This is a genomic window from Anaerococcus vaginimassiliensis (assembly GCF_900626155.1).
GTDB lineage: Bacteria > Bacillota > Clostridia > Tissierellales > Peptoniphilaceae > Anaerococcus > Anaerococcus vaginimassiliensis.
The window spans coordinates 1,609,800-1,632,761 of the sequence record NZ_LR130844.1 but is presented as its reverse complement, the minus strand read 5'-3'; the positions used below and the strand labels follow the sequence as shown (position 1 = coordinate 1,632,761).

Genomic DNA, 22,962 nt, shown 5'->3' with positions numbered 1-22,962 from the left:
GGGCGAAGCCTTTACCCTTGATTGTCTGAGAATATATTTTATAATCTAAAGAAACTTTCAAGCTTGATAATGTTCGGTTATAAATTGTCTAAAAAAGGGTTGCCATTCCATGTATTTGGGTTCATTAGAAGAATGCCGAGCAATGGGTAACATGACGCTGATGTGTTTATACACAAAAAAGCTACACGTGCGTTGGCTGACAACAGGGAGCTAAGTAAATTAACACCAGCTAAAATGTTTGACGCTATTAATAAATGACAAGTATATGAAATTGGTTTTACCTAGTTTAAAAAAGAAATTATAATGAAAATATGGAGGCTAAGAATATGAAGATTAATAATGAATGTTGTTGTGGATGCAAAACAGAAAAGCCGGATCAAATTAAAGACAATTGTCCTGTATGTAATAATGAAGGGATTTCCGTTAGTAAAGTAACTGTTGAACATCTAGTGGTAGATGATTATCGTAATGCTGTTAACGGAGATCAATATAAGATTTGCATGAACGAGGACTGCGACGTTGTTTACTATAACTTAGATAATGAAATAAAATTCTTGAAAGACCAAGTTAGAGTTCCTATCTGGTTTAAGAAAGATGCAGATCCTAAGTATGCTTGTTATTGTAGCGAAGTCACAGAAAATCAGGTAATTGAAGCAGTTGTAAAGCATGGCGCGAAATCCGTAAAAGAAGTAAATGCCATCACTGGGGCAATGAAAAATTCTAATTGTAAAGAAAACAATCCGTTGGGAGTTTGTTGTCATAAGATTATTCAGGAAGCTATCGATAAAGGCTTGAAAATGAAATAATTACAGTCGATATGTTCCTACAAACGAGAGCCAATCTTTGATATGTTTCCATCTACGAGCGTGGATATGTTCCCCATAACCTTAGGGGTTGAGAATGCAGTTTTGATAGCTATCAAGGCAACTCGACACACGTTGAAGCAGCAATTCTGATGACGTATTGTGGTTTGGACAAGGAATAATAGGAGTCAACCACAACATGTAGTGGTTTGAGTACGAAAATCGGGTCAAAAACAGGCTAAAAAATACCGTTTTTTGACCCTTTTAAATAGGGCATTTGACAGATGACATTTGATGTTTCGGGATTAAAAATCCATAGGGTGAGGTAGATTAGCACAGAACTTTATTGAATAGAGAAATTAAAAGTGATATAATCAGTTGCATAAGGAGGAGTTAAATATGTGTACATGTATTGCAGTAGTAGATATTACTTTATCTCATTTATAATGAAAAAAATTAAAGGAGGTAAAGGTATGGGTATGTTTTCTATATTTGTTATTGAGAGATTTCATTATCAACTAAACCAAAAATAATTGGTTATAATGAGCTCTTAAGATTAGTTCATTATAACCGGCAAGGAGAAGGTTATAATGAAACAGAAAAACCCGAAAAATACGCAAAATTTCATTACATCTAAAAAGCATGTAAAGGAAATATTAAAATATACGAATATCAATAAACAAGATAAAATAATAGAAATTGGGTCAGGAAAAGGACATTTTACCAAGGAACTTGTGGAAATGAGTCAACGGGTGAATGCTATAGAGATTGATGAAGGTTTATGTCATGCCACGAAAAAAGCAGTTGAACCTTTTCAGAATATAAAAGTTATTCATGAGGATATTTTGAAGTTTAGCTTTCCTAAAAATACAGACTATAAAATATTTGGTAATATTCCCTACAATATTAGTACTGATATTGTAAAAAAGATTGCTTTTGATAGTCAAGCGAAATATAGCTACCTTATTGTAGAGAGGGGATTTGCTAAAAGGTTGCAAAATACCCAACGAGCTTTAGGTTTGCTGTTAATGGTGGAAATGGATATAAAAATTCTTAAAAAAGTGCCACGAGCATATTTTCACCCTAAGCCTAATGTAGATTCTGTATTGATTGTACTTGAAAGGCATAAACCATTTATTTTAAAGAAGGACTACAAAAAGTATAGATTTTTCGTTTATAAATGGGTAAACAGGGAATATCATGTTCTTTTTACTAAAAATCAATTAAGACAGGTGCTGAAGCATGCGAATGTTACTGATCTTGATAAATTATCCAATGAACAATTTTTGTCTGTTTTCAATAGTTACAAATTATTTCAATAAATTAAAAATAATTAAGCGTTCTCTAACTTTAAGAGAACGCTTAATCTTATTACATTGAAAAATGCATTCTATTATTTTCAATTATTATGATATAACATAACTATCATTTTACTTATTTGCATATTTGCACGAAAATATAGTTATCGACGACTATTCTGATAATAGCAACTAATATAGTCAATGATAACTCAAAATTTATTGATATAGTAGGTATATGTGCAACTAATTAATGAAGAAATAATATTTAAAGGAATTTGAAATGTAGCAAATAGATGTATTAGAATATCTGATATTCTAATACATCTATTTGTATATAAATCAAGATTAAATATCGAGAATATGGTGGCGAAGTTTAGGTCAACTAAAGACCAATAAACTTCGTCATTTTTTTATGCTTAAAAATAGAAAGAAAGGATTGGGAACAATGTCAAAATTATTTATGTATGGTACATCCTTGGAAGGAATAGAGCAATTGATGGTTATGGTTCCAAATTTCCAGCCAAGAGGAAATGGAATAATCATCAATAATTATTTTAATTGCCAAGGGGGTGATGGAGATTGCAAGATTGGTGTGATTAATGTTGATGATGATTGTAAGGAGTGTGGACACATTGGTTCAAACTTCAAAATCAATGTGGATAGATGTAGATATAAAGATCTAGTCAGAGAGTGCTTTGGAAAGATAAATAATTATTATTTAAAGGAAAGATTAGAAAGTCTAGCAAATAATTTCAAGGGGGAAATCTTTTTAAATCATAACCACAAAGAAAGATTCTATAATTTTCTTCGAAACCAAGATCTAGATATTCATGATATATCCCCAAGATTTATTGCTATCCTATTTTTACTTACTGCCGATGAAAATCTATGGAAGGTTTCTGAAAATCATATTTTAAATGTTAAGTTTGGCTTAAAACAAATATGTCTTCGGGATATAGATACCAATGGCTATGCCTTATACCAAACTGCAAAGACCCTATCAACTGGAAAGGAGTGTATAAGAATCAATGAGCTAGCAGATAGGGAATTAATAGATGACTATATATTTAAATCAATAATTAACTCTGCCTTAATCAATAGATACGGGACAGAGTTATTTTTAATTAATAAATAGAATGGAGGAAAAAGATTGAATATAACTATTAAAAAATCAAGGGATGATGATAAAAGAAAAACCATATGGATTCCAATGGAGGAAGATAAACTACAAGAGGTATGCAATGAATTAGGAATAGAAATGAGTACAAGGTCAAACTGTTATATAGAAGGCAGTAGGGATGAAAGATTTTCAAATATACTGGCTGATAAAAATGTAAATATAGATGAACTAAACTATTTAATGAAAAGATTTGATGGGTTCAGTCCAAGGGAAATAGAAAAGTTTTGTGCTGCGACCTTTACAGAAGAACCTAATACAATGGCAGATTTAGTAAGCCTAAGTTTCAACTTGCATTGCTATAGCGTTATAAATAACTTCAGCGATTTTGATAAGCTAGGCAAGGATCTATATTAAACTGAGAAAATGGCAGTAGCAACTAAAGAATTAGATGAACTAGATGGAGAAGAATATGCAATGGAAGTAATAAAAAACAATAAAAGTGCTAGAGTAACTCCTTATTTCGTCTTTTGACTCATCAAGTATTTTTAATATTCTTGGTGCCTATTTTTGTATTAAATGTAATAAATGAAAAGTTTATATGTATACAGAAAGACTATATGGTAATATATTCAATTAACGAGAAAAAGAATATTAGAAAGATATTTTATATTATTTTGGGGACTGAATTAATATTTTATATTTTGGGACAAATTTTTTTTCAAGGAATTAATTATTTTATAACAGGTGAAGTGTATTTAATTAGTATTAAGTTTAATGTATTAACAATTTTAGAAATTCTATCTGCAAGTTATATAGTTCTATCTATTTTATTACTATTAAAAAAGGATTTGTTTACTTATATAAACTATTACATTTTATTAATGGTACTTTTAGTAGTTAATAGTGGATATATTACATTTCCGATGACTATAAAAGTTTTAAGTTTACTACAACATGATTATATAAAACTACTACTATCAAGAACATTTTTGTTTTTGTTAACCTTCTTTATTTTTAAAATGTCTCTTAAAAGATATAGTAGTAAATTTTATGGTGGATAATAATGGATAAATTGGCATATATTGGAGTTATAAATCATGATGAAAATGTTGAATATCCATTAAATTTTTCCAGTGATGGTATTTATGAAGTTGTTTGTAAATTTAATGGTGGATGTGAAATAAAAATCAAATCAAGTAATTATATAGATGCTCATGAAATTCATAAAGATTATTATAAATTTCACATTAATGTTTTTCTGCCAATTATTGGACTAATAGGTTTAGTATATGGGGTAAAGGAAAAGGATAAGTTGTTTATGGCATTAAATATCCTTTTGATTTTATTACTTCCTATAACAATGTTCGTAGGTCATCTAGTAGGATCTCCTTAAGTAATATAATAAGCTTAGAGTAAAATTTTGTAAATAATCTTAAAAAGATATAAGTTTATCTGCTTATAGCATTTTATCTCTCCACTTCCTTCCCATAAGTGATTTTCATAGTTTTTCCTATACTGAAAAAGGTCAGAAAATTCTTCTTTATTCAAAGAATGCTCTTGCATAAGGGTATTCTTTTTTATTGCAACTTATCGAGTCTGATTAATATTTCTTTTATGTTTGGTAATATTTTATAGATTTCTAAAATTTCATTAGTAGCTATTTTATAAATAGAAAGTTCGATATAATACTTCTCTGTAAATTGGTTTTATTCAGTTTTTTTACATTTTTATACTTCATGATGTAAGATCTTTATTTCAGTTTCAATTTTTTAAAATTTATTCAGTGGATGTTGTATATCATAAGAAAATAACTAGCTTTAAATCAATTTCTCCAAACCTAGATTTTATATCTACATCTATTTATTTTAGTACAGATAAGATTGAGCGATTACATCAATACGATTATGTCCTAAGTATTTGCTGGTTATTAACATAGCTTTTCGATCTAATATTTCTCCAGCTCTATCATTTCTCATGATGTATCTTTCTCCTCCTTCTGAAATTAAACCACCAGGTATTTCATCTATTGGTCTTGCATAATGATTATAAATTCTCTTGGCGTATACTGCTCTGTAGTGGTGGTTGTCATAATGAGAAGGTAATTTTGGTGCTATTTTAAGCTCTCCAGCTTCTTTAAAAATATTTATTATTTCATCTGTTTCTTCTTTATCTTTGCCCATGATTAAAGCTAAGCGTTTTTTTCCACCTTTTCCTTGTCTAACTTTTACATAATATTTTCCGTTGATTTCTTTTAAATCAACCCCTCTTACAGCTTCCATTTCTTTTTTTCTTAATCCTGTAGAGCTTGTTATTTTAGAAAATTTTCTTTCTAGCTCTTCTGATATGTGTTTATCTCTTTTAGCTTCATATCGACTTCTTTTAATTGATTTTCTTGTCCTTGGAGCTGTCGCTATAAAGTTTGTAGATGATGTTCTTAAAACCTTTGCTATAGCTGATTTAGATGTGCTAATTGAGTAAGCAGATAAGTCTTGATTTGTTAAGTTTTTCAGATATTCATTTACGTGTTCTGTTTTAACTTGTTGCATTTTCTTTATTTCAGGATAATTTTCTTTCAAAAATTCTGCAAATTTATAACATTGTTTTTTGTATGTCTTATAAGTTGTAACGCTATAAATTTTATTTATTGTTGTAGTTGATAAATCATTTTTATCGTCATTTCTTGATGTACTCATACCATCATTTAACATTCTTGTTAATCTATCATAAATCTGATTTTTTAAAATGTTTTTTTGCTTTCTTTTATCCCATTTTTTAGTTTTTTTCTTTTCTTCATCTATTATTCCAAATTCTTTGTTAAAAGCTTTGTTTGTGATATTAAAAGACATAGAATGCTCCTTTCAAATATATAACTATCTTTTTAAAATTAAAGCTCTTAAAAACGATTCTAGAGCCTTATTTGTTACTCTAATTGTTAAGACTAAGCTTTTTATACTACCGAGTCCGTAGAAGCTTCTAAGTTGTCCAATCTAAGACAAAACACATTTTTTAAAGAGCTTGGCTTGCTCTAAAGTACACATTTTTAGATTGATAGCTTGGCTTGCTATTTAATGCTTTTGTAAGTGAATTCCTACACTATACATTTTTTTACATACTTAAAATTTTTGCTCTATAAATCTTTTTTATTTTTTTCTTACTTCATATTTTGCGACTTCCTCTCTTTGTTTCCTCATTTTTGATCACTTATCTTTTTTATTTTCTCCATACCATCAATCTTCTATTTATAATTTGTCAGAAAAGGTTCTTAATAACAAAAGAGTTTAAAAACTTATCCTTGGTAAATACCCTAAATCTGTTTATACGTCCATAAATGGACCGTATAAACAGATTTTATTTATTGGAAATCCTGTGTAGAAAATAAAAATATTAAATTTTCTGACATATAAGAGATAGATTAAAAACTTTCTTTTATATGGGGGAATTATGAAAATAGAAAAAAACATCTTAGTAAGATATGAGAAATTTCAACGCATTGGCTTTGATAGAGTGAAATTTAAGAATGTAAGAGTTACCGAGTATGAGATTAATCACTTAATAAGCTTATATCAGAACTCATATGGAATAACGAAATTTAGTTATTATAGAAAAGAACTGAAATCCATTCGAATTGAAAGGGGAGGAATTGGGCGATTGGAGATAAGAAGAGAGAATTGTTGCAACATAGATTGTGGCTTATATGCAAGAATAGATTTTTCGCCAACGGACATTCTAGGACAAAATATAGAAAATTTTTCTTTAGAAGAATTAAAAGATGTGGTTGTGGAAATTAAAAATATATTATACGAAGATTATAAAATTGAGATAGACATATCAAATGTCATTTTTAACTATTGTGAAATTAACTACAATTATTTAACGACAGGTAATACTAAAGATTTTGAAGACCCATTACGTACTCTGGTTAGATTTATCCCGTATATGAAAATTTGCATAGATATTGAAAACCATAAAGAGAAAGACGGCTATGAATCCAAAACAATAACAGCACAAAATCAACGACATAAAATTACATTTTATGATAAATTAAAAGAAACAAAAAAGAAGCATAAAAATAAAGAAATCGTCATCGTTGATGAAAATGGAGAGATACTAAATGGGAGTATTTATAGATATGAGCATACAATAAAAAAAACAGATAAGTTTAAAGATTTTTTTGAAGAAACAAATCTTTTTAATTTAAATGAAGAAGTGTTTCGTCAAAAATTATTCTTATATTTAGAAAAAAATCTTTTTAAGCCATATGAAAAGCAAAAATTAATGTGTAGAGACCTTCTTGTGAAAGCCGTTAAAAAATATAGGGAAAAGGATCGAAGAGGAAAAGAGTGGGGAAGCTTAATGATTAGCGATATCCTAATTCAAGAAAGGCAATTAGGTTATCAAATACTTTTTGATTCAGATGATTTGTTAGAAATTGTTAGTGAAGTTTTTTTAAAAGATAAAAACAAAGGGCGCATTTTAGGATATATAAAAAGACTGTTATGCAAGGAGCCGTATCTTTATTATTCTAAAAATAAAAAAGAGAAAGTTGAAAATTTAGTTTATAGTATAAAAAGTCAATTTCATGACCTCATTAAATGAGGATAGAAGTGATATGTATTGTGAAAAAGGATAGATATTCGATTGGTGTAAGTAGTAGAATTTAAAGAAAGTATTACTCTCTTTAGTTAGTGTAAAAGATAAGTAGCAATCTCTTATAATAATAGGAAGAATTTTCAATGACGACAAGTTTGTTATTGGATATTAATTCTGACATATAAAGACTGTAAGAAGTAACTATATATATTAGGAAAGGAAATTATTATGATATTAGAAAAAGAAGAATTGTTGGATAAGGTTTTTAAAAGTGTAGTCATGAATATTATGTCGGTAGAAAAATCTATTTTAAGTGAAGAAGTGTGGCTAGATGTTGGAGGACACTATTATTGTGTAGATGGCGTCAGAGATATTTTACTAGAAAGAGAAGGTGAGTCACTTCAGTACTTTTTAAGCGATATGATAGTAACCATAAGATGCTATGCAGAAGTTTATGGAAGTTTTGATATAGAGCTTGATTTAGAGAGTATAGGCTTTAAAAACTTCATAAAGTTGTCCCATTTGTTTAATGAAAAATTCTTTAATAACTGGCATAGCTTTGTGTATGAGATCCAAAGAGAGTGACTAAAAAATTATAATTAAATCTAGTAAAAATAAAAGCTTGAGATTGTCTAACCTCAAGCTTTTATTTTTTAATTCACAGCTAAATCATCCACTATTAAATCCTCATAGTCAACTGTAATTTCATCATAATTTTTCCTTGCAGAGACTAGTATTGCCGATACGAAAACAAAGTCATTTATTTCGAGCGAAACATCATTTACACGCATGTTTTTAGAGTATTGAAGTGTAATTACTTGCTCTCTATAGTCTCGCACTTGAATCGTAATCCAATTATTGAACTCTTTGATGCTTAAGATAGAACCGCTAAGAAAAACTCGTGAAAATGGGTTTTTAAAAGAAAAACCTATATTTTCTATTTCAAAGGCTTCTGATAACAAAGTGTTCTCTAAGACTATTTTTTCACCAAGAAAATACTGTTCTTTTCTACCTTCATATAAATAGGGAATGACAGGGCTTTTCACAAAACCTGTAATATAAACAGTTTGATTCATTTTAAAATCATGAATATCTATAGATTCAAAGTATACTTTCATATAATTTGGCTCTCTTTTCCCATTAATAAAGATTGTTAAGTATGGATTTCTTTCCTTAAAACCTCCTTTTCCTACAATCCTTCCGCGGCAATAAAACTCGTTTAATAGTGGAATTTTCCTATCTTTTTTCATTTTTTACTCCTTTCTTCAATTAACTATTGAATATATGCATTAAAAGATTTTCAATAAAAAAGTCTGTGTGGAGAAAAACACGAATCAATACTTTTTTCTGACATATACAAGGTGAAATCAAAATTAGGAGGCAATTTACCTTGTATAATAAAAATAGCGTAAAAGATTGTTCTTATGAATTAGATGGGTTGGCACGTCTCTTACAAGAATTAATAGAAAAGTATGCAGATCAGTTAGATTTTGAAAAATTGGAAGTACCGCCAAGATGTTCAGAAAAAAATAAAAATGAGGATAATATTAATTCATCGGATTAGGTTATTGTATTGACTTTTATATTATGATTTATGTAAAATATAGGTATAACTATAACGTGAAAATATGTCCAAACTAAAGGTGGAAAAATGAAAAATAAAAAGGCGTATGTATATACAAGAGTGTCAACATCTATGCAAATTGACGGTTACTCACTTGATGCTCAGGAAGAAAGAATAAAACAGTATGCAAAAGCTTATGGTATAGAAATAATAGAAACCTATAAAGATGCTGGAAAATCAGGAACATCTATTTCAGGTAGAAATGAATTCATAGCTATGCTTAATGATATAGAAGCTGAAAAAGATAAAGTTGATTATGTAATGGTTTTTAAATTATCTAGATTTGGAAGAAATGCAGCGGATGTATTGCAGTCATTGCAAGTCATGGAAAATCATAATGTAAATCTGATTTGTGTTGATGATAGTTTAGATAGTTCTAAAGATTCTGGAAAGCTTGTTATAACAATTCTATCGGCAGTAGCAGAAATGGAACGTGAAAATATACTTTCTCAAACTATGGAAGGAAGGAAACAAAAGGCAAGAGAAGGAAAATGGAATGGTGGTTTTGCTCCAATTGGCTATTCATTAGATAATGGAGAATTAGTTGTTAATGAAGATGAAGCTAAAGCAGTAAGGATGATTTTTGATTTATATGCTAATTCAGATATGGGAGCCAATGGAGTATCTAAGTATTTAGTTTCTTTAGGTATTAATAAACCTATAAGACAAAATGGCAAGAATCCATATTTTTCAGCTAGTTTAATAAGACAAATATTGGATAATCCTGTATATAATGGGAAAATTGCATATGGAAGAAGAAAAACAATTAAAGATAAAACTACTGGTAAAATTAAATTAGAAAAATCTGATCATTATATTATAGCTCAAGGAAATCATGAAGCTTTAATTGATGATGAGTTGTGGAATACAGTACAGGAAAAAAGAAAATCTCAAGCTAAAAAGTATGAGAAGATAAATAGAGGAAAAGATGAGAGAGTTCATATCTTATCAAATCTAATAAAATGCCCATATTGTGGTGCTGGTTTGTATGGAAACAAAAGCCGTAAACGTAATAAAAACAAAGAAGGAGAGCATTACAAAGATTATTACTATTACGGTTGTAAACATAGACAAATGATGAATGGACATAAATGTACTTTTAATAAACAAATTAGAGCTGAATTAATTGAAAAAGAAGTTGAAACAATAATTACTCAAGTAGTTAGTAATCCTACTTTTGCCAAAAAAATTGAAGAAAAAATCAATATTCAAATAGACACAAAAGAAATTGATGAAGTTATTAATAAGCACTTAGCGAAGATTAGGCAATTAACAGGTACAAAAGCATCACTAATTAATCAAATAGATTCTTTAAATTTTGAAGATAAACATTATGATAGAAAATACACCGATTTAAATCTTAGACTTGATGCTATATATGACCAGTTAGAATATGCAGAAATGCAGTTAAATGATAGCAGAAAAAGGAAAGAGGCAATTCTTGAAGAAAAAATAACCTCGGATAATATTTATAAGATTCTTGTAAATTTTAATAGCCTTTATACAGTTCTTTCAGATATCGACAAGAAGAGATTACTTAACGAAATGATAGAAGAAATTCAAATTTATGACGAAAAAACAGAAAAGGACACTTGGATAAAATCGGTTGTTTTCAAGCTTCCGCTTATAGATAATGAGATTGACTTTGGTTTGGACAATAAAGATAATGTCGAAGCTATAGCGTTGATACAAAAGATGTAAACTTAGAAATCCTGCATTTTAAGCAGTTTTATAAGCATTTTGTATTTGAAAAAGATGAAGAAGGATATGTAAAAAAGACTCAAAAAGACTACATGGATGTAAGAGTAGTTTTGAGACTAGTATGAGGAAACACAAAAAATATAATAACTCATTTTGTACTTTCTACAAGAGTAGCTTAAAAGACTGCTCTTTTTTATTAAAGGTAGTAATATTTCGTTACATCCTTTTTCAAAAAATGGAAAACTCATAAGCAACTTTACATATTCGCTTTTATAACATATAATAAAAGCGTAAACGAGAGGAGGCGGACTATGAATACACTTAAAGAATATATACAAGAAAATTTAGTAATAACCAACAAAGAAGCAGAAGACCTTGGATATACTAGGCATAATCTATCAGAATTAACAAAAATCGGACAATTAGAAAGATTAAGACCAGGACTATATCAATTAAAAGGAAAAGTAATAGACGATTTTGTTTTAATATCATCAAATAGCAATCGAATTATATTTTCCCATCAAACAGCCCTATATCTACATGACCTATCAGATAGGACCCCAAATGTATTTCATATATCTGTACCCCAAGGCTACAATGCCAGCCATATCAAAAAGAGGTACGAAGATCTACAAGTTCACTATGTAAAAAGAGATTTATACGAACTAGGAAAGACAGAAATAAAATCACCACAAGGCAACCTTATTCCAGTTTACGATATAGATCGAACAATTTGTGACATCATAATCGACAGAGAAAAAATAGATAAGCAAATTTTTACAGAAGCCATAAAAAGATACTTTAAATCATCAAATAAAAATCTAAGACGACTCATAAAATACAGTAGATTATTTAAAATAGAAAATGAAATTAGAAAATACATGGAGGTATTATCGTGATTAATATCGAGAGTATAAAGGGCAAGATAAGAAGTCTTGCAGAGAAGAAAAATCTGAAATCACAAGAAGTTCTGCAAATATATTTCTTCGAAAGATTTTTAGAAAGGCTATCCAAATCAAATTACAAAAATAATTTTGTAATAAAAGGAGGATTCCTGATATCATCTCTAATTGGTATTGAAAATAGAACAACTATGGACATGGATACAACCATAAAAGGCATAGCCCTAAAAGAAGAGAAAATAAAAGAAGTCGTAGATGAAATTATAAATATCAATGTAGAAGATGGAATAAAATTTGAAATAAAAGACATTAGTTATATTAGGGAAGAGGACGAGTACGAGAACTTTAGAATATCACTAATAGCAAATGTTGGAAAGACCAAAAACCCGATGAAACTAGACATAACAACAGGAGATGCAATAACACCAAGGGAAATAGGATATACCTATCCATGTATATTTACCAAAGAAGATATAAAAATAATGGCATATCCATTAGAAACAATTTTAGCTGAAAAATATGAAACCATAATCAGAAGAAATATAACAACAACACGAATGAGAGACTTTTACGACATATACACTCTCTACAAATTGAAAAAAGATGAGATAAACTATGAAATTTTAAAAGAAGCAGTAGAAAGAACTTCCGACAAAAGAGGAAGTCAGGAGATAATGAAAGACTATGAAGAAATAATCGAGGACATAAAAGAAGATTCATACCAAAGATCCTTGTGGGAAGTATATCTTAGTGAAAATAAGTACATTGGGGATCTGAAGTTTGATAAGGTTGTTGGTGTAGTGAGAATTATTTCAGATAGAATTAATGAGATGTAATTTAACGGACGCTTTATGGCAAATTGTAGACAAGAAAATATTAAGTATTAGAGAAGTGGAATTAATCTACTTCTTTTTTATTTTACATTAGAGGATTTAAAATTAAATAAATTTTATGCCAATTGCTTAGTCTTGTAGATAGTATAAGAGAATTATAGAACTTAAAGATAGGAAATTTTTTCAAAATCTTTGGACTTGTAAAACAAGTATTTATAACAATGGGATATTATATAACAAATGTACTGATATATAAATATCGATGATATCTCAAATGCCTATAATTTTCTACCTAAATAATTCTATTAATGCAAAGCTTTGTAATTACAACGAATATAAAGTATAATATAGTAAAGTAAAAATTTGCAAACACTTAAGTTTTGTTTGCATAATAAAAAATAGAATAAGGATGATAATTATGAAGATTAATTATAATGGACTCTGGAAAGTATTAATTGATAAAAATATGAACAAAAAAGACTTGATGGATAGAGTAGGTATATCAACTGCAACAGTGGCAAAAATGACAAAGGGAGAATTTGTTAGTATGCAAGTTTTATATAGAATTTGTAAAGAGTTAGATGTAGACTTTAATGATGTTATATCTATGTATAAAAGTAATTCAATTTAATAGAAAAAGGAGAGTACAACTAATGACTGTTCAAAAACAATTTGAAAAATTCAATGATAATATAAGGGTTGACTTTGATACGAATCATGAATTACAAGAGAAACGTGAAATATTAGTCAACATTTTAAGAAATTCTGATGACTTGCCATCATTTGAGGTCATAAATCAAGGCAGCTACATTCTAAAAACAGGAATAAAACCTGAAGAAGATCAAGAATATGATATAGACGTTGGATTAATATTTAATGTAAATAAAAATGATTACAAACCGTTGGAATTAAAGGAAAAAATTTGTTCTATACTAGAGAACCATACAGACTATGGTGCTAAGATAAAAAAGCCTTGTGTAACAGTAACTTATAAAAAAAATAATAAAGCTGCGTTTCATGTTGATTTAGTAGTTTATGCTTATGAGGATAATGAGAATAAAGAAAGTCAATTGTATATTGCCAAAGGAATTTCAGGCAATGAAGATTCTATAAAATGGGAAAAAGCTGATCCAAAAGGACTCGTAGATTATATTAATAATACAATTGTTAAAGGAGAACAAAGAGATCAATTTAGAAGAATAATACGTTATATAAAAAAATGGAGGAACATGAGATTTAGTAACTTTGGACATATTTCCCCAGCAAGTATAGGATTAACATTAATGGCTATTGACAACTTTTCTTATTATTCTGATGATGATTTGATTGTATTAATAGATGTCGTTAATTATATAAAGAATAAATTTCATTATACAAAAACAGAAAATGGTAGAGATCTTTACAGAATAGAGTTATCTTTACCATATAAACTTTCATTTGATTTTCCAAATGATGTCTTTGAAAAAATGACAGATAGTCAAATGACAGATTTTAAAGATAAGATTACAAAGTTATCTAACGATTTAAAAGAAGCTAGAAATTAAATTGATGAGTATGACCAATATAAAAAATTGAATAAGATTTTTGGAGATGATTTCGAAATTCCTGAAGAGAAAAACACAGCTAAAAATCAAATCAACTATATTCCATCATCAAGTTCATCTGGATTGGAGATATATTAATTGGACGCAAATCAATTAAGGGATATCTTATTAGATAATAAATTTATCTCAGATATTATGATTGAAGAGAATGCAAGCTTTAAAAAAATAAAATATAGTTTTTTAATCAGCTGCTATTTATCAACAAAGAGTAATTTGATTCCAGTTAAAATTGGATTGCCGTTAAATTGGGAGCTAAGTTTAATAGATATATATTGTGATATAAATAAGCTCCCTTTTATCCCACATGTTGAAAAAAATGGGAAACTCTGTTTATTTGATTTAGAAGGTGCTTTAATAGATTGGAATTTTGATGGGATTTTTAATCAATGCATAGATCAAGCTATTAAAATTTTAGATGATGGCATAAATGGTAAAAACAAGAGAGATTTGTTGGAAGAGTTTAATTCATATATATACAACAGAGATGATTATAAAGATATTGATGTTGCTATTCCCAAAGAAAAGAAAAACCAAAAAATTAATTATTGTGCAAAAAATAAGATATCTAAAGTAAGAAAGAAAAATGAGACGGATGCTGAATATCTAAAGAGAACTACTATAACATCTTATTTTGCAAGTACCTTATCATCAGATTTTGATTTATGGGGATATAGGGATAGAACACAATTCAATGGTTTATATTTCTTCTTAGCTCCAAATAAAGCAATATATCCTCCTGATTTCAGAAAATCTATAGATTTATCATATTTAAATAATATCTTGAGCTATTGCTCTTTTAACATTAAAGATAAGAGATATTTAAAAACAAAAGATATGCTTTTTATATTTGAAATTAAACAACCTGAAGAAATTAATAATGTAATAGGATTTTTAATTGAAAATGGAGAGTATGATATTGAGTTTGATAAGCTAAAAATTAGTAATACTGATAGAATCATTCCTCTCAGTGTAAATAGATTAGATAAGAGTTATCTAATGAATAGAACATCATTCGATAAAAATATACTTGCTAATAAAAAATATCTTTTAATAGGATGTGGTTCTATCGGGGGATATACATTTAGCAATTTGATCAAATCGGGAGTAGAGGATATTACTCTTGTTGATTCAGATCATCTGAATGCTGAAAATATATATAGACATTTACTTGGCATTGAATATCTTTACAACTATAAGGCAGAAGCTTTGAGAATATATGGAGAGAAAAACTTACAAAATTTAAATATAAAAACTGTTGATAACAAAATTGAGGATGCAATTGAAGATTGTTCTATAGAATTTGAAGATTATGATTATATAATATCAGCAACTGGAAATGAAATTCTTAACCGTTGGTTAAATAAATATATTGTTACTAATAAAATACAGACACCTGTTTTTTATTTATGGAATGAGCCATTAGATATTGGCTCACATGTAGCATTTTTTGATATAAATTATAAAGGGTGTTATGAATGTATGTTTACAAGGGACGATGGAGGAAATTTATATAATTCATTAGCTTATACGCAAAAAGGACAAGTCATTGCTAAATCTAACTCTGGATGTCAGGGTTCTTTTATTTCTTATGGTTCATTAATATCTATAAAAACAAGTCTAATGTTTATGGATTTATTAAAGAAGCACGCACTTAATAGGATACACAGTAATCTTATATTTTCTTCAAAAGGTGACGATTATTATTTCAAATTAGCAGGATTAAATTTTTCTAAACGATTTGTATCACAAAAGTATGATTCTGAAATCATAGAATTTGATAATATTTATAATAAAACTTGTAGTATTTGTGGTGAATTATGACAATAAGTGAAAATATTCAAAGGGTTAAAATTAAGGATTCAGTTATTGATTTATTTAAGAAATATATACAATATAAACAAAATGGTTTAGAATCTGGTGGAATAATTATAGGTAAAGAAAACTTACAAAATAATGATTATACTATAGGTTATGCAACAGAACCATATAAAAATGACAAGAGAAAAAGAAATAGATTTAAGAGGTTAGATACTAAACATATAGAGACCTGTAACTCAATATATTTAAGAAGTGGTAAAATTTATAGGTATGTAGGTGAATGGCATACTCATCCTGAAGCTATTCCCCAATATTCAGATATAGACTTAAAAAACTGGGGGAAAATAGCAAAAGGTTCTGATGAAATAAGTTTATATTTCCACATTATAGTAGGATATGAAGCATATAGAATTTGGAAATATGAAAAGTCGGGTATTATCGAGTTGTTAGAAACAATTTATTGGGGAGATAGACATGAAAGAAATTATTAGAAAGTTTAAAGATTGTAAAACTCAATTATGTCAGTTTTTCTTTATATTTTTAGCATTATTTTTACCTAAAATATCGAATATTGAGAGTGTTATAAATACAAAACCTAAGGATATTTCATTTGATATTATCGATATAATATATTATTTTTTGTCAAAATTGGGAAATCTAGGAATAGGTATTTTCTTTGCAGGAATAGCTATATTTACTATACGAAAAATGAATAAGAATAAGATTTTAAACAATGGAAATATATATCATGATCATAGTTATTTATGGTTTTTGTTATGCTCTAAAATTTTAGGATATGAAAAGTGTAACTTAGTATTAGTTCCTATTTATATGCAATTTAAACTAGTTATTAATGATGTATTCAGTGAGTTTATAGTAACAAACAATATCTCCGAAGAAAAAACATCTTCTAAAATTATATATATCAATTGCGATAATAAGGATTCTTTAGAATATAATTTAATTTTAGAAGATACTTATTCAATAAATGATTTTCAAATCCCGCCAGAAAAGAAACAATTACCAACAATTAAAGTTATAAATTCCGAGACAAAAAGTGAAGGAGTTAGAAAGTATAATCCGAAATTTGTAGAGTTTGTAGTAAAAGAAATTAGGGCGTTACCTAAAGGAGTATTAATTAATATTTTTGCTACAACACACGCACAACACAATTATGAAATTGTTGAGCAGTCGCTAAAGTTAGCAGATAGAGGTAACATAGCGGAAGTATTTGTATACCAGCAAGATAGACAGAGCTATAGAAATTTTTCTGAAAGATATAAAGTTATATAGATGACTTTTTTGTTTAATTCAACAAAAATTTTAAGCATTTATTTATATAAAAGTATTATCTAAGTTATTTATTTAAAGGATATTCTAGCATTAGAGTATTCTTTTTTTATTGTATTTACTTAGAATATTATATGTAAGTTTGGAAGGTTATTTTTTAATCTGATAGATTGATTTGAAAAATAAAAATATAATTATACTCATTAAAAATGCTATATTTGATGTACCTAGTTTTTAGTATTGCTCATCTGATATTTAATGACTTATATAGGAATTAGATTTTGTATGATTTGGAGATACATAACACTTGAATCTTGATTTTATATTGCATGATTTATTTTGCTTTATTAAGAAGTAGAGAATGGATCTGCCATATTTCTCTTGATAATTTTTCTATCTGCTTATTCATTGCTTCAATTTCATTTTTGTAAATAACACCAGTTGTATTAGTAGCTTTTGCAATCTGGTTTATATTATTTGTTGCATTTGAAAGTAGCCATTGTAGATTTCTAAATGGTTCTAAATCTACTACATAAATTTCTTTTTCTAATACACATTTCCTAAGAAAGTGGGACATAGTTTTGCAATTTGCAAGTCTCATTTTCTTTTCAAAAACTTCTTTTTCTTCCTTAGTTAGTTTTATTTCTATTCTTTCATTTCTAAATCTATTTGCCATTTTATTCTCCTTTATAAAATATATTTCGGGGTCTTAGGGTTATCCCTAACAAGGTAAAAATTAAAAAAAATGGAGCATTCCGTAAACGTTTGCTCCATTAATTTTTTCGTAAGTGTCCGTACACTTACTGTGCTTGCTACTAAAGTTATAAGCGTTAAGCCTGTATTAAGTTTTATTGATTATACCGCATTTAAAGAAATTAATAAAGAATTATAAAGGGCGTTCAAACAAATATCTTAAATAAGATTACTAAATTTTAAAATAATTCATGTATTGAAATTAATTATCAAATGAGTTACAATAAAACTGACGGTAGCGTCGGAATTATTTATTGACAGGAGATAAAGTTTTGAATGATAAAAAATTGAAAGTAGGAGAAAAAAGGAAGTTAGAAATTCTGGAAGCGGCAAAGACATGTTTTTTAGAAAAGGGTTTCCAAAATACAACTATGGAAGATGTTATAGAAAAAGTCAGTTTAAGTAAAGGTGGTGTTTACTATCATTATGGCTCAACCTATGAAATGATTTATGATTTTATGAAATTAGGCATCAAATATAGAGGAGAAAAAAACAAAACTATCGACACATCTAAGTTAACGACTTTAGACGCAATTACTGAGATGATGATGGAAAGAATTTATGATGAAAATGAATTTAAAAGCATATATGCAATTTTTTTGAAACTACAAAATGAAGATAAAAGATTGTGTGAAATGTTTGAAAATTTAAAAGAAACAAACACAGAAATTTTATCGTCTACATTTCCTCCAAACGATAAGCTCTCATCTATTTTTGAAGATGAGTTTTTATTGACATTTGTAAATACTTTGATTTTAGGATATGAAAGTTTAAATCAAAAAGAAATTTTTATTGAAAATAGAAAAACAATCAAAAAAATGTTGGAAGGTTATTTGAGAGAAAAACTTATTAATTAGGAGATTTTTATGGGTAAGGAGTTAATGTGTCATCTTTATGGAAGAAATTTAGAAAAAATAATAGAAAATTCTAAAGGGAGAATTTGCGAATTTCATAATTTGGAAAATGGAAAATATATAGTTTCAAAGTACGAAATTTTCAAAGGGGTAACAGTTTTTTATAATGATATACACACTTCCGTTATAAAGAAAAAATTATCAAAAAACTTAAATCAAAGCTACGAGATTAATCATTGTAGAGAAGGAAGATTTGAATGCGTATTAAGCGATGGAACTATTACTTATATGGAATCGGGAGATTTTGCAATCAATGCAAGTAGCAATAGTTCTGAAGAATCTTTTTTTCCTATATCTCATTATCATGGTGTGACTTTTTATATTAATCCAAAAGAATTTGATAGCGAAATATATTTTTTAGAGGAAATGTTAGGGATTAAATTTGAAGTTGTTTTAAGAAAATTATGCAATAAGGACAAAATTTTTGTACAAAGAGCTACTCGGCATATTGAACATATTTTTTATGAAGTTTATAAAGTTCCAGATGAAATTCTAATTGAATATCTAAGGGTAAAATTTCAAGAACTTTTCCTATATATTGCAAGCCTTGATACCAGTAACAAGATAAGCGATAGGAAATATTTTATTAAGACAAATGTTGATATTGTAAAGAAAATAGATGAATTTATAAAGAATAATTACGAAAAAAATATAACTTATGATAAACTATCAGAAATCTTTAAGATAAATTCTACCACAATGAAATCTTGCTATAAGAGTGTTTTTGGGCAAACAATTAAGGAAGCTATAACAAGTAAAAGATTGGAGGTAGCAGCTGATTTTTTGAATAATACATCATTTTCAATTACGGAAATTGCTATTAGGGTAGGTTTCACAGATCATGCTAAATTTTCAAATACTTTTAAAAATAAGTTTAATCTCACTCCTTCAGAATATAGAAAAATATCTAAAACAGCACATTTAGTCTAAATAGTCAAGAAAATAAGCTTAGTCTATTATAGAATGATAATATATATCAAATAAGGAGGTTGAATTATGGAAAGTAAAAAATTAACTATAAAAGATTTAGCAACCATAGGAATCTTTTCTGCAATCATGATTGTTGTATTCATTGCTTTTTCAATGATTACAGGGGCATCATTATTTTTCAATATGATTTTTAATGCTGTGTTTACTGCGCTAATTTTAGGACCATTTTTTGTTTATATGGCTATGAAAGTAGGCAAACCGGGAGTTGCACTAATTTATAATATTATACAAGCTATATTAGCAACTGTCTTTATGGGTCCTTTTATGATTCCATGGTTTGTAGGTGGCGGGATAATTGCAGAGTTATCTATGATTGGTACAGATAGCTATAGGAATATAAAAAGAATTACTATTGCTTGGATAATTACATCATTAACTAGAGCGGCTCATGGTATGAGCGAAATATGGTTTTTTAAAGATGCTTTCATTAAGTCTGGCGTATCTCCAGAACAAGTTCAAATACAAACTCAGTATTATACAAATCCTAAATGGATTCTTATTTCTTTAGCATGTACTATTGTGGCGGCAATTATTGGTTGCTATTTAGGAAATAAGATGACAGAAAAGCATTTTAAAAAGACAGGCATAATAAAATGATGCATTTGGACTTACGTTCCAAATTAGTAGTATTTTTAAGTACAGTATTTTTGGTTTCAGTATTGTCCAAAGATACTGTATTTTTTTTATTAGCCGCCATTCTAGTTATTTATGTATCACTGCAAGGATATAGCAAATCTACTATAAAACTAATTATTGCAATGGGCGTTTTAAGTTTTTTGAGATTTGTCTCAAATGGTGAAGGTTTTGGCATTTTGATTCCAGATATGTTTCTGTTTATGGTTATAAGAACGTTAGTTATAGTTCTATCAGTAATACCAATTTTAAAAACACCTCCAGGAGAGATAATGGCAATAATGAAAAAAATGAAAATTCATAGAAATGTTGCTTTGCCACTTATTTTCATGATGAGATTTTTCCCAGTAGTTAAAAGTGAGTTTAAAGAAATTATCGAATCGTTGAGATTAAGGGGATTAATTTCTATTAAAAAACCATTTTTAACGATGGAATATTTATTTGTTCCTATGATGTTTTCATCTTCAAAAATATCTGAAGAACTTGCCGCCGCATCGGAAGTAAGAGGAATTTCTGCATCTGGAAAACATAGCTCAAGAAGAGAAATAAAATTTAGAAATCTTGATGTTATTGTTTGTTTAATCACCATCTTTATCACAATGAGCATGATTTTCCTGGAGAGGAGTTATTAAGATGATCAAGTTAAAGAATGTAAGATTTGCCTACAGTAAAGATTCAGCAAACATCTTAAAAAATATTAATTTGGAAATTAATGATGGGGAATGTGTTGCCTTTATAGGGGCGAGTGGTTGTGGTAAAACTACCCTTACAAGACTTATAAATGGTCTTGCTTATAAATTCTATGGAGGGAAATTAAAGGGAGAAATTTCCATAGATGGAATAAATCCCCTGGAAAAAGAATTATATGAAATAGGGAGGAAAGTAGGATCTATTTTTCAAAATCCCAAGAGTCAATTTTTTGCAGAAAATGTAGAAGATGAAATTGCCTTCGGGCTTGAAAATTATGGGATAGAAAGAGAAAAAATAGATGAAATAATCAATAATTCCTTAAAATCTATTAATGGAGAAGATTTAAAAGATAAAAACTTATTTCATCTTTCAAGTGGAGAAAGACAAAAAATAGCAATTGCTTCAATAAATGCACTTAATCCGCCTATTTATGTTTTTGATGAACCGTCTGCTAACCTAGATATGAAAAGTGTAGAAGCTTTAAGAAAACTTATGCTTTTATTAAAGAAAAATAAAAAGACAATAATCATTTCAGAGCATAGGCTATACTACCTTAGAGGAGTAGTGGATAAATATTATTATCTTGAAAATGGAGAAATTAGCAATGTTTTTACAGAGAAAGAACTATTATCAAAAAGTGAAGATTTTTTCAATAGGTTAGGATTAAGATTCTTTTCTTTAAATAAAATATCTCCTAAACTAAATAAGTTAAAAGAGATAAATTCTATGAACTTAGAAAAAATTTCTTTTTCCTATAATAAGAATGTCCTTATAAAAGATTTGACCTACGAATTTAAAAGTGGAAATATTTATGGAATTATTGGGGATAATGGCATAGGCAAATCTACTCTGTTTAAAATTTTAAGTGGACTTATGAAAAAAGATAGTGGTTTTATATCTATAAATGGAGAAAAATTAAACAAAAGAAATAGGCAAAAAAGAATATACTACCTGTCAAATAATCCTGATAGTAATCTTTTTGAAGTTTCAGCAGAAGACGAGTTAAAACTAAATAATAAAGATGCAGATACAGATAAAATATTAGCTGATTTTAACTTAGAAAATATAAAAGACATCCATCCACAAATCATGTCAGGCGGACAAAAACAAAGATTAACTATCGCTTCAGCAGAACTTTTAGAAAGAGATGTTTATTTATTTGATGAGCCAACAAGTGGTTTAGATGGACATAATATGCAAATTATTTCAGAAAGAATGAAGATATTACAAGAAAAAGAAAAAATTATACTTATAATTTCCCATGATTATGAATTTTTGTGTAATTCCTGCAATAAAATTCTTTATTTAGACGGATACTCTTTTGAGGAATTTTCTACAAAGGAGGATAAAGAAAAAATATTAGCTATATTAATGGGAAAAAAATTTAATATTTAGG

25 protein-coding genes and 1 pseudogene are annotated in these 22,962 nt (G+C 28.0%); 22 read left to right on the top strand and 4 right to left on the bottom strand.

Annotated elements, in window-relative coordinates; genetic code table 11:
- Positions 1–326 precede the first annotated feature (326 nt).
- From E0D87_RS07995 to E0D87_RS07965, 6 genes are all read left to right on the top strand, one after another.
- A complete protein-coding gene (locus E0D87_RS07995) occupies positions 327–806 on the top strand; it encodes a Csac_0668 family 2Fe-2S cluster-binding (seleno)protein (RefSeq protein WP_000700631.1) in 480 nt (159 codons plus the stop codon).
- 404 nt (positions 807–1,210) lie between these two features.
- Positions 1,211–1,336 (top strand): erythromycin resistance leader peptide, encoded by a 126-nt coding sequence (locus E0D87_RS09400; RefSeq protein WP_017650677.1) that lies wholly within the window; start codon positions 1,211–1,213, stop codon positions 1,334–1,336.
- Between the two features lie 57 nt (positions 1,337–1,393).
- Positions 1,394–2,125, top strand: coding sequence for a 23S rRNA (adenine(2058)-N(6))-methyltransferase Erm(A) (gene erm(A) / locus E0D87_RS07985; RefSeq protein WP_000810833.1), 732 nt, complete (start codon positions 1,394–1,396; stop codon positions 2,123–2,125).
- Between the two features lie 424 nt (positions 2,126–2,549).
- Positions 2,550–3,239, top strand: a complete 690-nt coding sequence (locus E0D87_RS07980; RefSeq protein ID WP_000039974.1) for a hypothetical protein — start codon at positions 2,550–2,552, stop codon at positions 3,237–3,239.
- Between the two features lie 15 nt (positions 3,240–3,254).
- The gene (locus tag E0D87_RS07975; RefSeq protein ID WP_130820054.1) at positions 3,255–3,638 is read left to right on the top strand and encodes a hypothetical protein; all 384 of its coding nucleotides are present in this window, start codon (positions 3,255–3,257) and stop codon (positions 3,636–3,638) included.
- A 649-nt stretch (positions 3,639–4,287) separates the two neighbouring features.
- Positions 4,288–4,617 carry a hypothetical protein gene (locus tag E0D87_RS07965; protein ID WP_000359188.1) on the top strand — a complete coding sequence of 110 codons (330 nt, stop codon included), beginning with the start codon at positions 4,288–4,290 and terminating at the stop codon, positions 4,615–4,617.
- Positions 4,618–4,690: 73 nt separating this feature from the next.
- Here the strand turns inward: E0D87_RS07965 and E0D87_RS09275 are convergent.
- A pseudogene (locus E0D87_RS09275) lies at positions 4,691–4,927 on the bottom strand (hypothetical protein); the annotation flags it as partial.
- Between the two features lie 162 nt (positions 4,928–5,089).
- Positions 5,090–6,070 carry a site-specific integrase gene (locus E0D87_RS07960; RefSeq protein WP_000009490.1) on the bottom strand — a complete coding sequence of 327 codons (981 nt, stop codon included), beginning with the start codon at positions 6,068–6,070 and terminating at the stop codon, positions 5,090–5,092.
- A gap of 595 nt (positions 6,071–6,665) precedes the next feature.
- On the opposite strand from E0D87_RS07960, the gene E0D87_RS07955 reads away from it, so the two are divergent.
- Both E0D87_RS07955 and E0D87_RS07950 read left to right on the top strand, forming a co-directional pair.
- Positions 6,666–7,820, top strand: a complete 1,155-nt coding sequence (locus E0D87_RS07955) for a hypothetical protein (protein ID WP_000687657.1) — start codon at positions 6,666–6,668, stop codon at positions 7,818–7,820.
- A 222-nt stretch (positions 7,821–8,042) separates the two neighbouring features.
- Entirely contained in the window at positions 8,043–8,399 is a 357-nt protein-coding gene (locus E0D87_RS07950; protein ID WP_000599722.1) for a hypothetical protein, read from the top strand.
- A gap of 68 nt (positions 8,400–8,467) precedes the next feature.
- On the opposite strand, the gene E0D87_RS07945 is transcribed toward E0D87_RS07950, so the two are convergent.
- On the bottom strand, positions 8,468–9,064 hold the full coding sequence (locus tag E0D87_RS07945) for a hypothetical protein (protein WP_000711069.1): 597 nt from the start codon (positions 9,062–9,064) through the stop codon (positions 8,468–8,470).
- Between the two features lie 140 nt (positions 9,065–9,204).
- On the opposite strand from E0D87_RS07945, the gene E0D87_RS07940 reads away from it, so the two are divergent.
- The 9 genes from E0D87_RS07940 (at position 9,205) to E0D87_RS07900 (ending at position 17,589) form a co-directional block, all read left to right on the top strand.
- Positions 9,205–9,378, top strand: coding sequence for a hypothetical protein (locus E0D87_RS07940; RefSeq protein ID WP_000282420.1), 174 nt, complete (start codon positions 9,205–9,207; stop codon positions 9,376–9,378).
- Between the two features lie 87 nt (positions 9,379–9,465).
- The gene (locus E0D87_RS07935; protein WP_130820053.1) at positions 9,466–11,139 is read left to right on the top strand and encodes a recombinase family protein; all 1,674 of its coding nucleotides are present in this window, start codon (positions 9,466–9,468) and stop codon (positions 11,137–11,139) included.
- A 311-nt stretch (positions 11,140–11,450) separates the two neighbouring features.
- Positions 11,451–12,038: a type IV toxin-antitoxin system AbiEi family antitoxin domain-containing protein gene (locus tag E0D87_RS07930; RefSeq protein WP_130820052.1), complete on the top strand. Its 588-nt coding sequence runs from the start codon at positions 11,451–11,453 to the stop codon at positions 12,036–12,038.
- A complete protein-coding gene (locus E0D87_RS07925; protein WP_130820051.1) occupies positions 12,035–12,877 on the top strand; it encodes a nucleotidyl transferase AbiEii/AbiGii toxin family protein in 843 nt (280 codons plus the stop codon). The genes E0D87_RS07930 and E0D87_RS07925 overlap by 4 nt, the downstream gene beginning before the upstream one ends.
- Before the next feature lie 415 nt (positions 12,878–13,292).
- Positions 13,293–13,505 (top strand): helix-turn-helix domain-containing protein, encoded by a 213-nt coding sequence (locus tag E0D87_RS07920; protein ID WP_004835177.1) that lies wholly within the window; start codon positions 13,293–13,295, stop codon positions 13,503–13,505.
- Positions 13,506–13,527: 22 nt separating this feature from the next.
- The gene (locus tag E0D87_RS07915; protein ID WP_242618458.1) at positions 13,528–14,418 is read left to right on the top strand and encodes a nucleotidyltransferase domain-containing protein; all 891 of its coding nucleotides are present in this window, start codon (positions 13,528–13,530) and stop codon (positions 14,416–14,418) included.
- Between the two features lie 138 nt (positions 14,419–14,556).
- Positions 14,557–16,299: a ThiF family adenylyltransferase gene (locus E0D87_RS07910; RefSeq protein ID WP_130820050.1), complete on the top strand. Its 1,743-nt coding sequence runs from the start codon at positions 14,557–14,559 to the stop codon at positions 16,297–16,299.
- Positions 16,296–16,787 (top strand): Mov34/MPN/PAD-1 family protein, encoded by a 492-nt coding sequence (locus tag E0D87_RS07905; protein ID WP_019192368.1) that lies wholly within the window; start codon positions 16,296–16,298, stop codon positions 16,785–16,787. The genes E0D87_RS07910 and E0D87_RS07905 overlap by 4 nt, the downstream gene beginning before the upstream one ends.
- A complete protein-coding gene (locus tag E0D87_RS07900; RefSeq protein ID WP_130820049.1) occupies positions 16,771–17,589 on the top strand; it encodes a hypothetical protein in 819 nt (272 codons plus the stop codon). The genes E0D87_RS07905 and E0D87_RS07900 overlap by 17 nt, the downstream gene beginning before the upstream one ends.
- A 331-nt stretch (positions 17,590–17,920) precedes the next feature.
- Here E0D87_RS07900 and E0D87_RS07895 read toward each other — a convergent pair whose 3' ends face one another.
- The gene (locus E0D87_RS07895; protein ID WP_130820048.1) at positions 17,921–18,262 is read right to left on the bottom strand and encodes a plasmid mobilization protein; all 342 of its coding nucleotides are present in this window, start codon (positions 18,260–18,262) and stop codon (positions 17,921–17,923) included.
- Between the two features lie 349 nt (positions 18,263–18,611).
- On the opposite strand from E0D87_RS07895, the gene E0D87_RS07890 reads away from it, so the two are divergent.
- The 5 genes from E0D87_RS07890 to E0D87_RS07870 all read left to right on the top strand — a co-directional run bounded on the left by E0D87_RS07890 (position 18,612) and on the right by E0D87_RS07870 (position 22,961).
- The gene (locus E0D87_RS07890) at positions 18,612–19,196 is read left to right on the top strand and encodes a TetR/AcrR family transcriptional regulator (protein WP_130820047.1); all 585 of its coding nucleotides are present in this window, start codon (positions 18,612–18,614) and stop codon (positions 19,194–19,196) included.
- A gap of 9 nt (positions 19,197–19,205) precedes the next feature.
- Positions 19,206–20,183 (top strand): helix-turn-helix domain-containing protein, encoded by a 978-nt coding sequence (locus tag E0D87_RS07885; RefSeq protein ID WP_130820046.1) that lies wholly within the window; start codon positions 19,206–19,208, stop codon positions 20,181–20,183.
- Between the two features lie 66 nt (positions 20,184–20,249).
- Positions 20,250–20,840 carry an MptD family putative ECF transporter S component gene (locus tag E0D87_RS07880; RefSeq protein ID WP_019115691.1) on the top strand — a complete coding sequence of 197 codons (591 nt, stop codon included), beginning with the start codon at positions 20,250–20,252 and terminating at the stop codon, positions 20,838–20,840.
- On the top strand, positions 20,837–21,508 hold the full coding sequence (locus E0D87_RS07875) for an energy-coupling factor transporter transmembrane component T family protein (protein WP_130820045.1): 672 nt from the start codon (positions 20,837–20,839) through the stop codon (positions 21,506–21,508). Before E0D87_RS07880 ends, E0D87_RS07875 begins: the two co-directional genes overlap by 4 nt.
- A gap of 1 nt (position 21,509) precedes the next feature.
- Positions 21,510–22,961 carry an ABC transporter ATP-binding protein gene (locus E0D87_RS07870; protein WP_130820044.1) on the top strand — a complete coding sequence of 484 codons (1,452 nt, stop codon included), beginning with the start codon at positions 21,510–21,512 and terminating at the stop codon, positions 22,959–22,961.
- Position 22,962: the final 1 nt, after the last annotated feature.

What these genes read in the sequence shown, in the direction of transcription:
- E0D87_RS07905 (WP_019192368.1), top strand. Translation starts at nt 16,296, where the DNA reads ATGACAATAAGTGAAAATATTCAAAGGGTTAAAATTAAGGATTCAGTT.
- E0D87_RS09400 (WP_017650677.1), top strand. Translation starts at nt 1,211, where the DNA reads ATGTATTGCAGTAGTAGATATTACTTTATCTCATTTATAATGAAAAAA.
- E0D87_RS07920 (WP_004835177.1), top strand. Translation starts at nt 13,293, where the DNA reads ATGAAGATTAATTATAATGGACTCTGGAAAGTATTAATTGATAAAAAT.
- E0D87_RS07915 (WP_242618458.1), top strand. Translation starts at nt 13,528, where the DNA reads ATGACTGTTCAAAAACAATTTGAAAAATTCAATGATAATATAAGGGTT.
- E0D87_RS07900 (WP_130820049.1), top strand. Translation starts at nt 16,771, where the DNA reads ATGAAAGAAATTATTAGAAAGTTTAAAGATTGTAAAACTCAATTATGT.
- E0D87_RS07945 (WP_000711069.1), bottom strand. Translation starts at nt 9,064, where the DNA reads ATGAAAAAAGATAGGAAAATTCCACTATTAAACGAGTTTTATTGCCGC.
- E0D87_RS07965 (WP_000359188.1), top strand. Translation starts at nt 4,288, where the DNA reads ATGGATAAATTGGCATATATTGGAGTTATAAATCATGATGAAAATGTT.
- E0D87_RS07995 (WP_000700631.1), top strand. Translation starts at nt 327, where the DNA reads ATGAAGATTAATAATGAATGTTGTTGTGGATGCAAAACAGAAAAGCCG.
- E0D87_RS07960 (WP_000009490.1), bottom strand. Translation starts at nt 6,070, where the DNA reads ATGTCTTTTAATATCACAAACAAAGCTTTTAACAAAGAATTTGGAATA.
- E0D87_RS07930 (WP_130820052.1), top strand. Translation starts at nt 11,451, where the DNA reads ATGAATACACTTAAAGAATATATACAAGAAAATTTAGTAATAACCAAC.
- E0D87_RS07895 (WP_130820048.1), bottom strand. Translation starts at nt 18,262, where the DNA reads ATGGCAAATAGATTTAGAAATGAAAGAATAGAAATAAAACTAACTAAG.
- E0D87_RS07875 (WP_130820045.1), top strand. Translation starts at nt 20,837, where the DNA reads ATGATGCATTTGGACTTACGTTCCAAATTAGTAGTATTTTTAAGTACA.
- E0D87_RS07935 (WP_130820053.1), top strand. Translation starts at nt 9,466, where the DNA reads ATGAAAAATAAAAAGGCGTATGTATATACAAGAGTGTCAACATCTATG.
- E0D87_RS07880 (WP_019115691.1), top strand. Translation starts at nt 20,250, where the DNA reads ATGGAAAGTAAAAAATTAACTATAAAAGATTTAGCAACCATAGGAATC.
- E0D87_RS07955 (WP_000687657.1), top strand. Translation starts at nt 6,666, where the DNA reads ATGAAAATAGAAAAAAACATCTTAGTAAGATATGAGAAATTTCAACGC.
- E0D87_RS07870 (WP_130820044.1), top strand. Translation starts at nt 21,510, where the DNA reads ATGATCAAGTTAAAGAATGTAAGATTTGCCTACAGTAAAGATTCAGCA.
- E0D87_RS07885 (WP_130820046.1), top strand. Translation starts at nt 19,206, where the DNA reads ATGGGTAAGGAGTTAATGTGTCATCTTTATGGAAGAAATTTAGAAAAA.
- E0D87_RS07980 (WP_000039974.1), top strand. Translation starts at nt 2,550, where the DNA reads ATGTCAAAATTATTTATGTATGGTACATCCTTGGAAGGAATAGAGCAA.
- E0D87_RS07950 (WP_000599722.1), top strand. Translation starts at nt 8,043, where the DNA reads ATGATATTAGAAAAAGAAGAATTGTTGGATAAGGTTTTTAAAAGTGTA.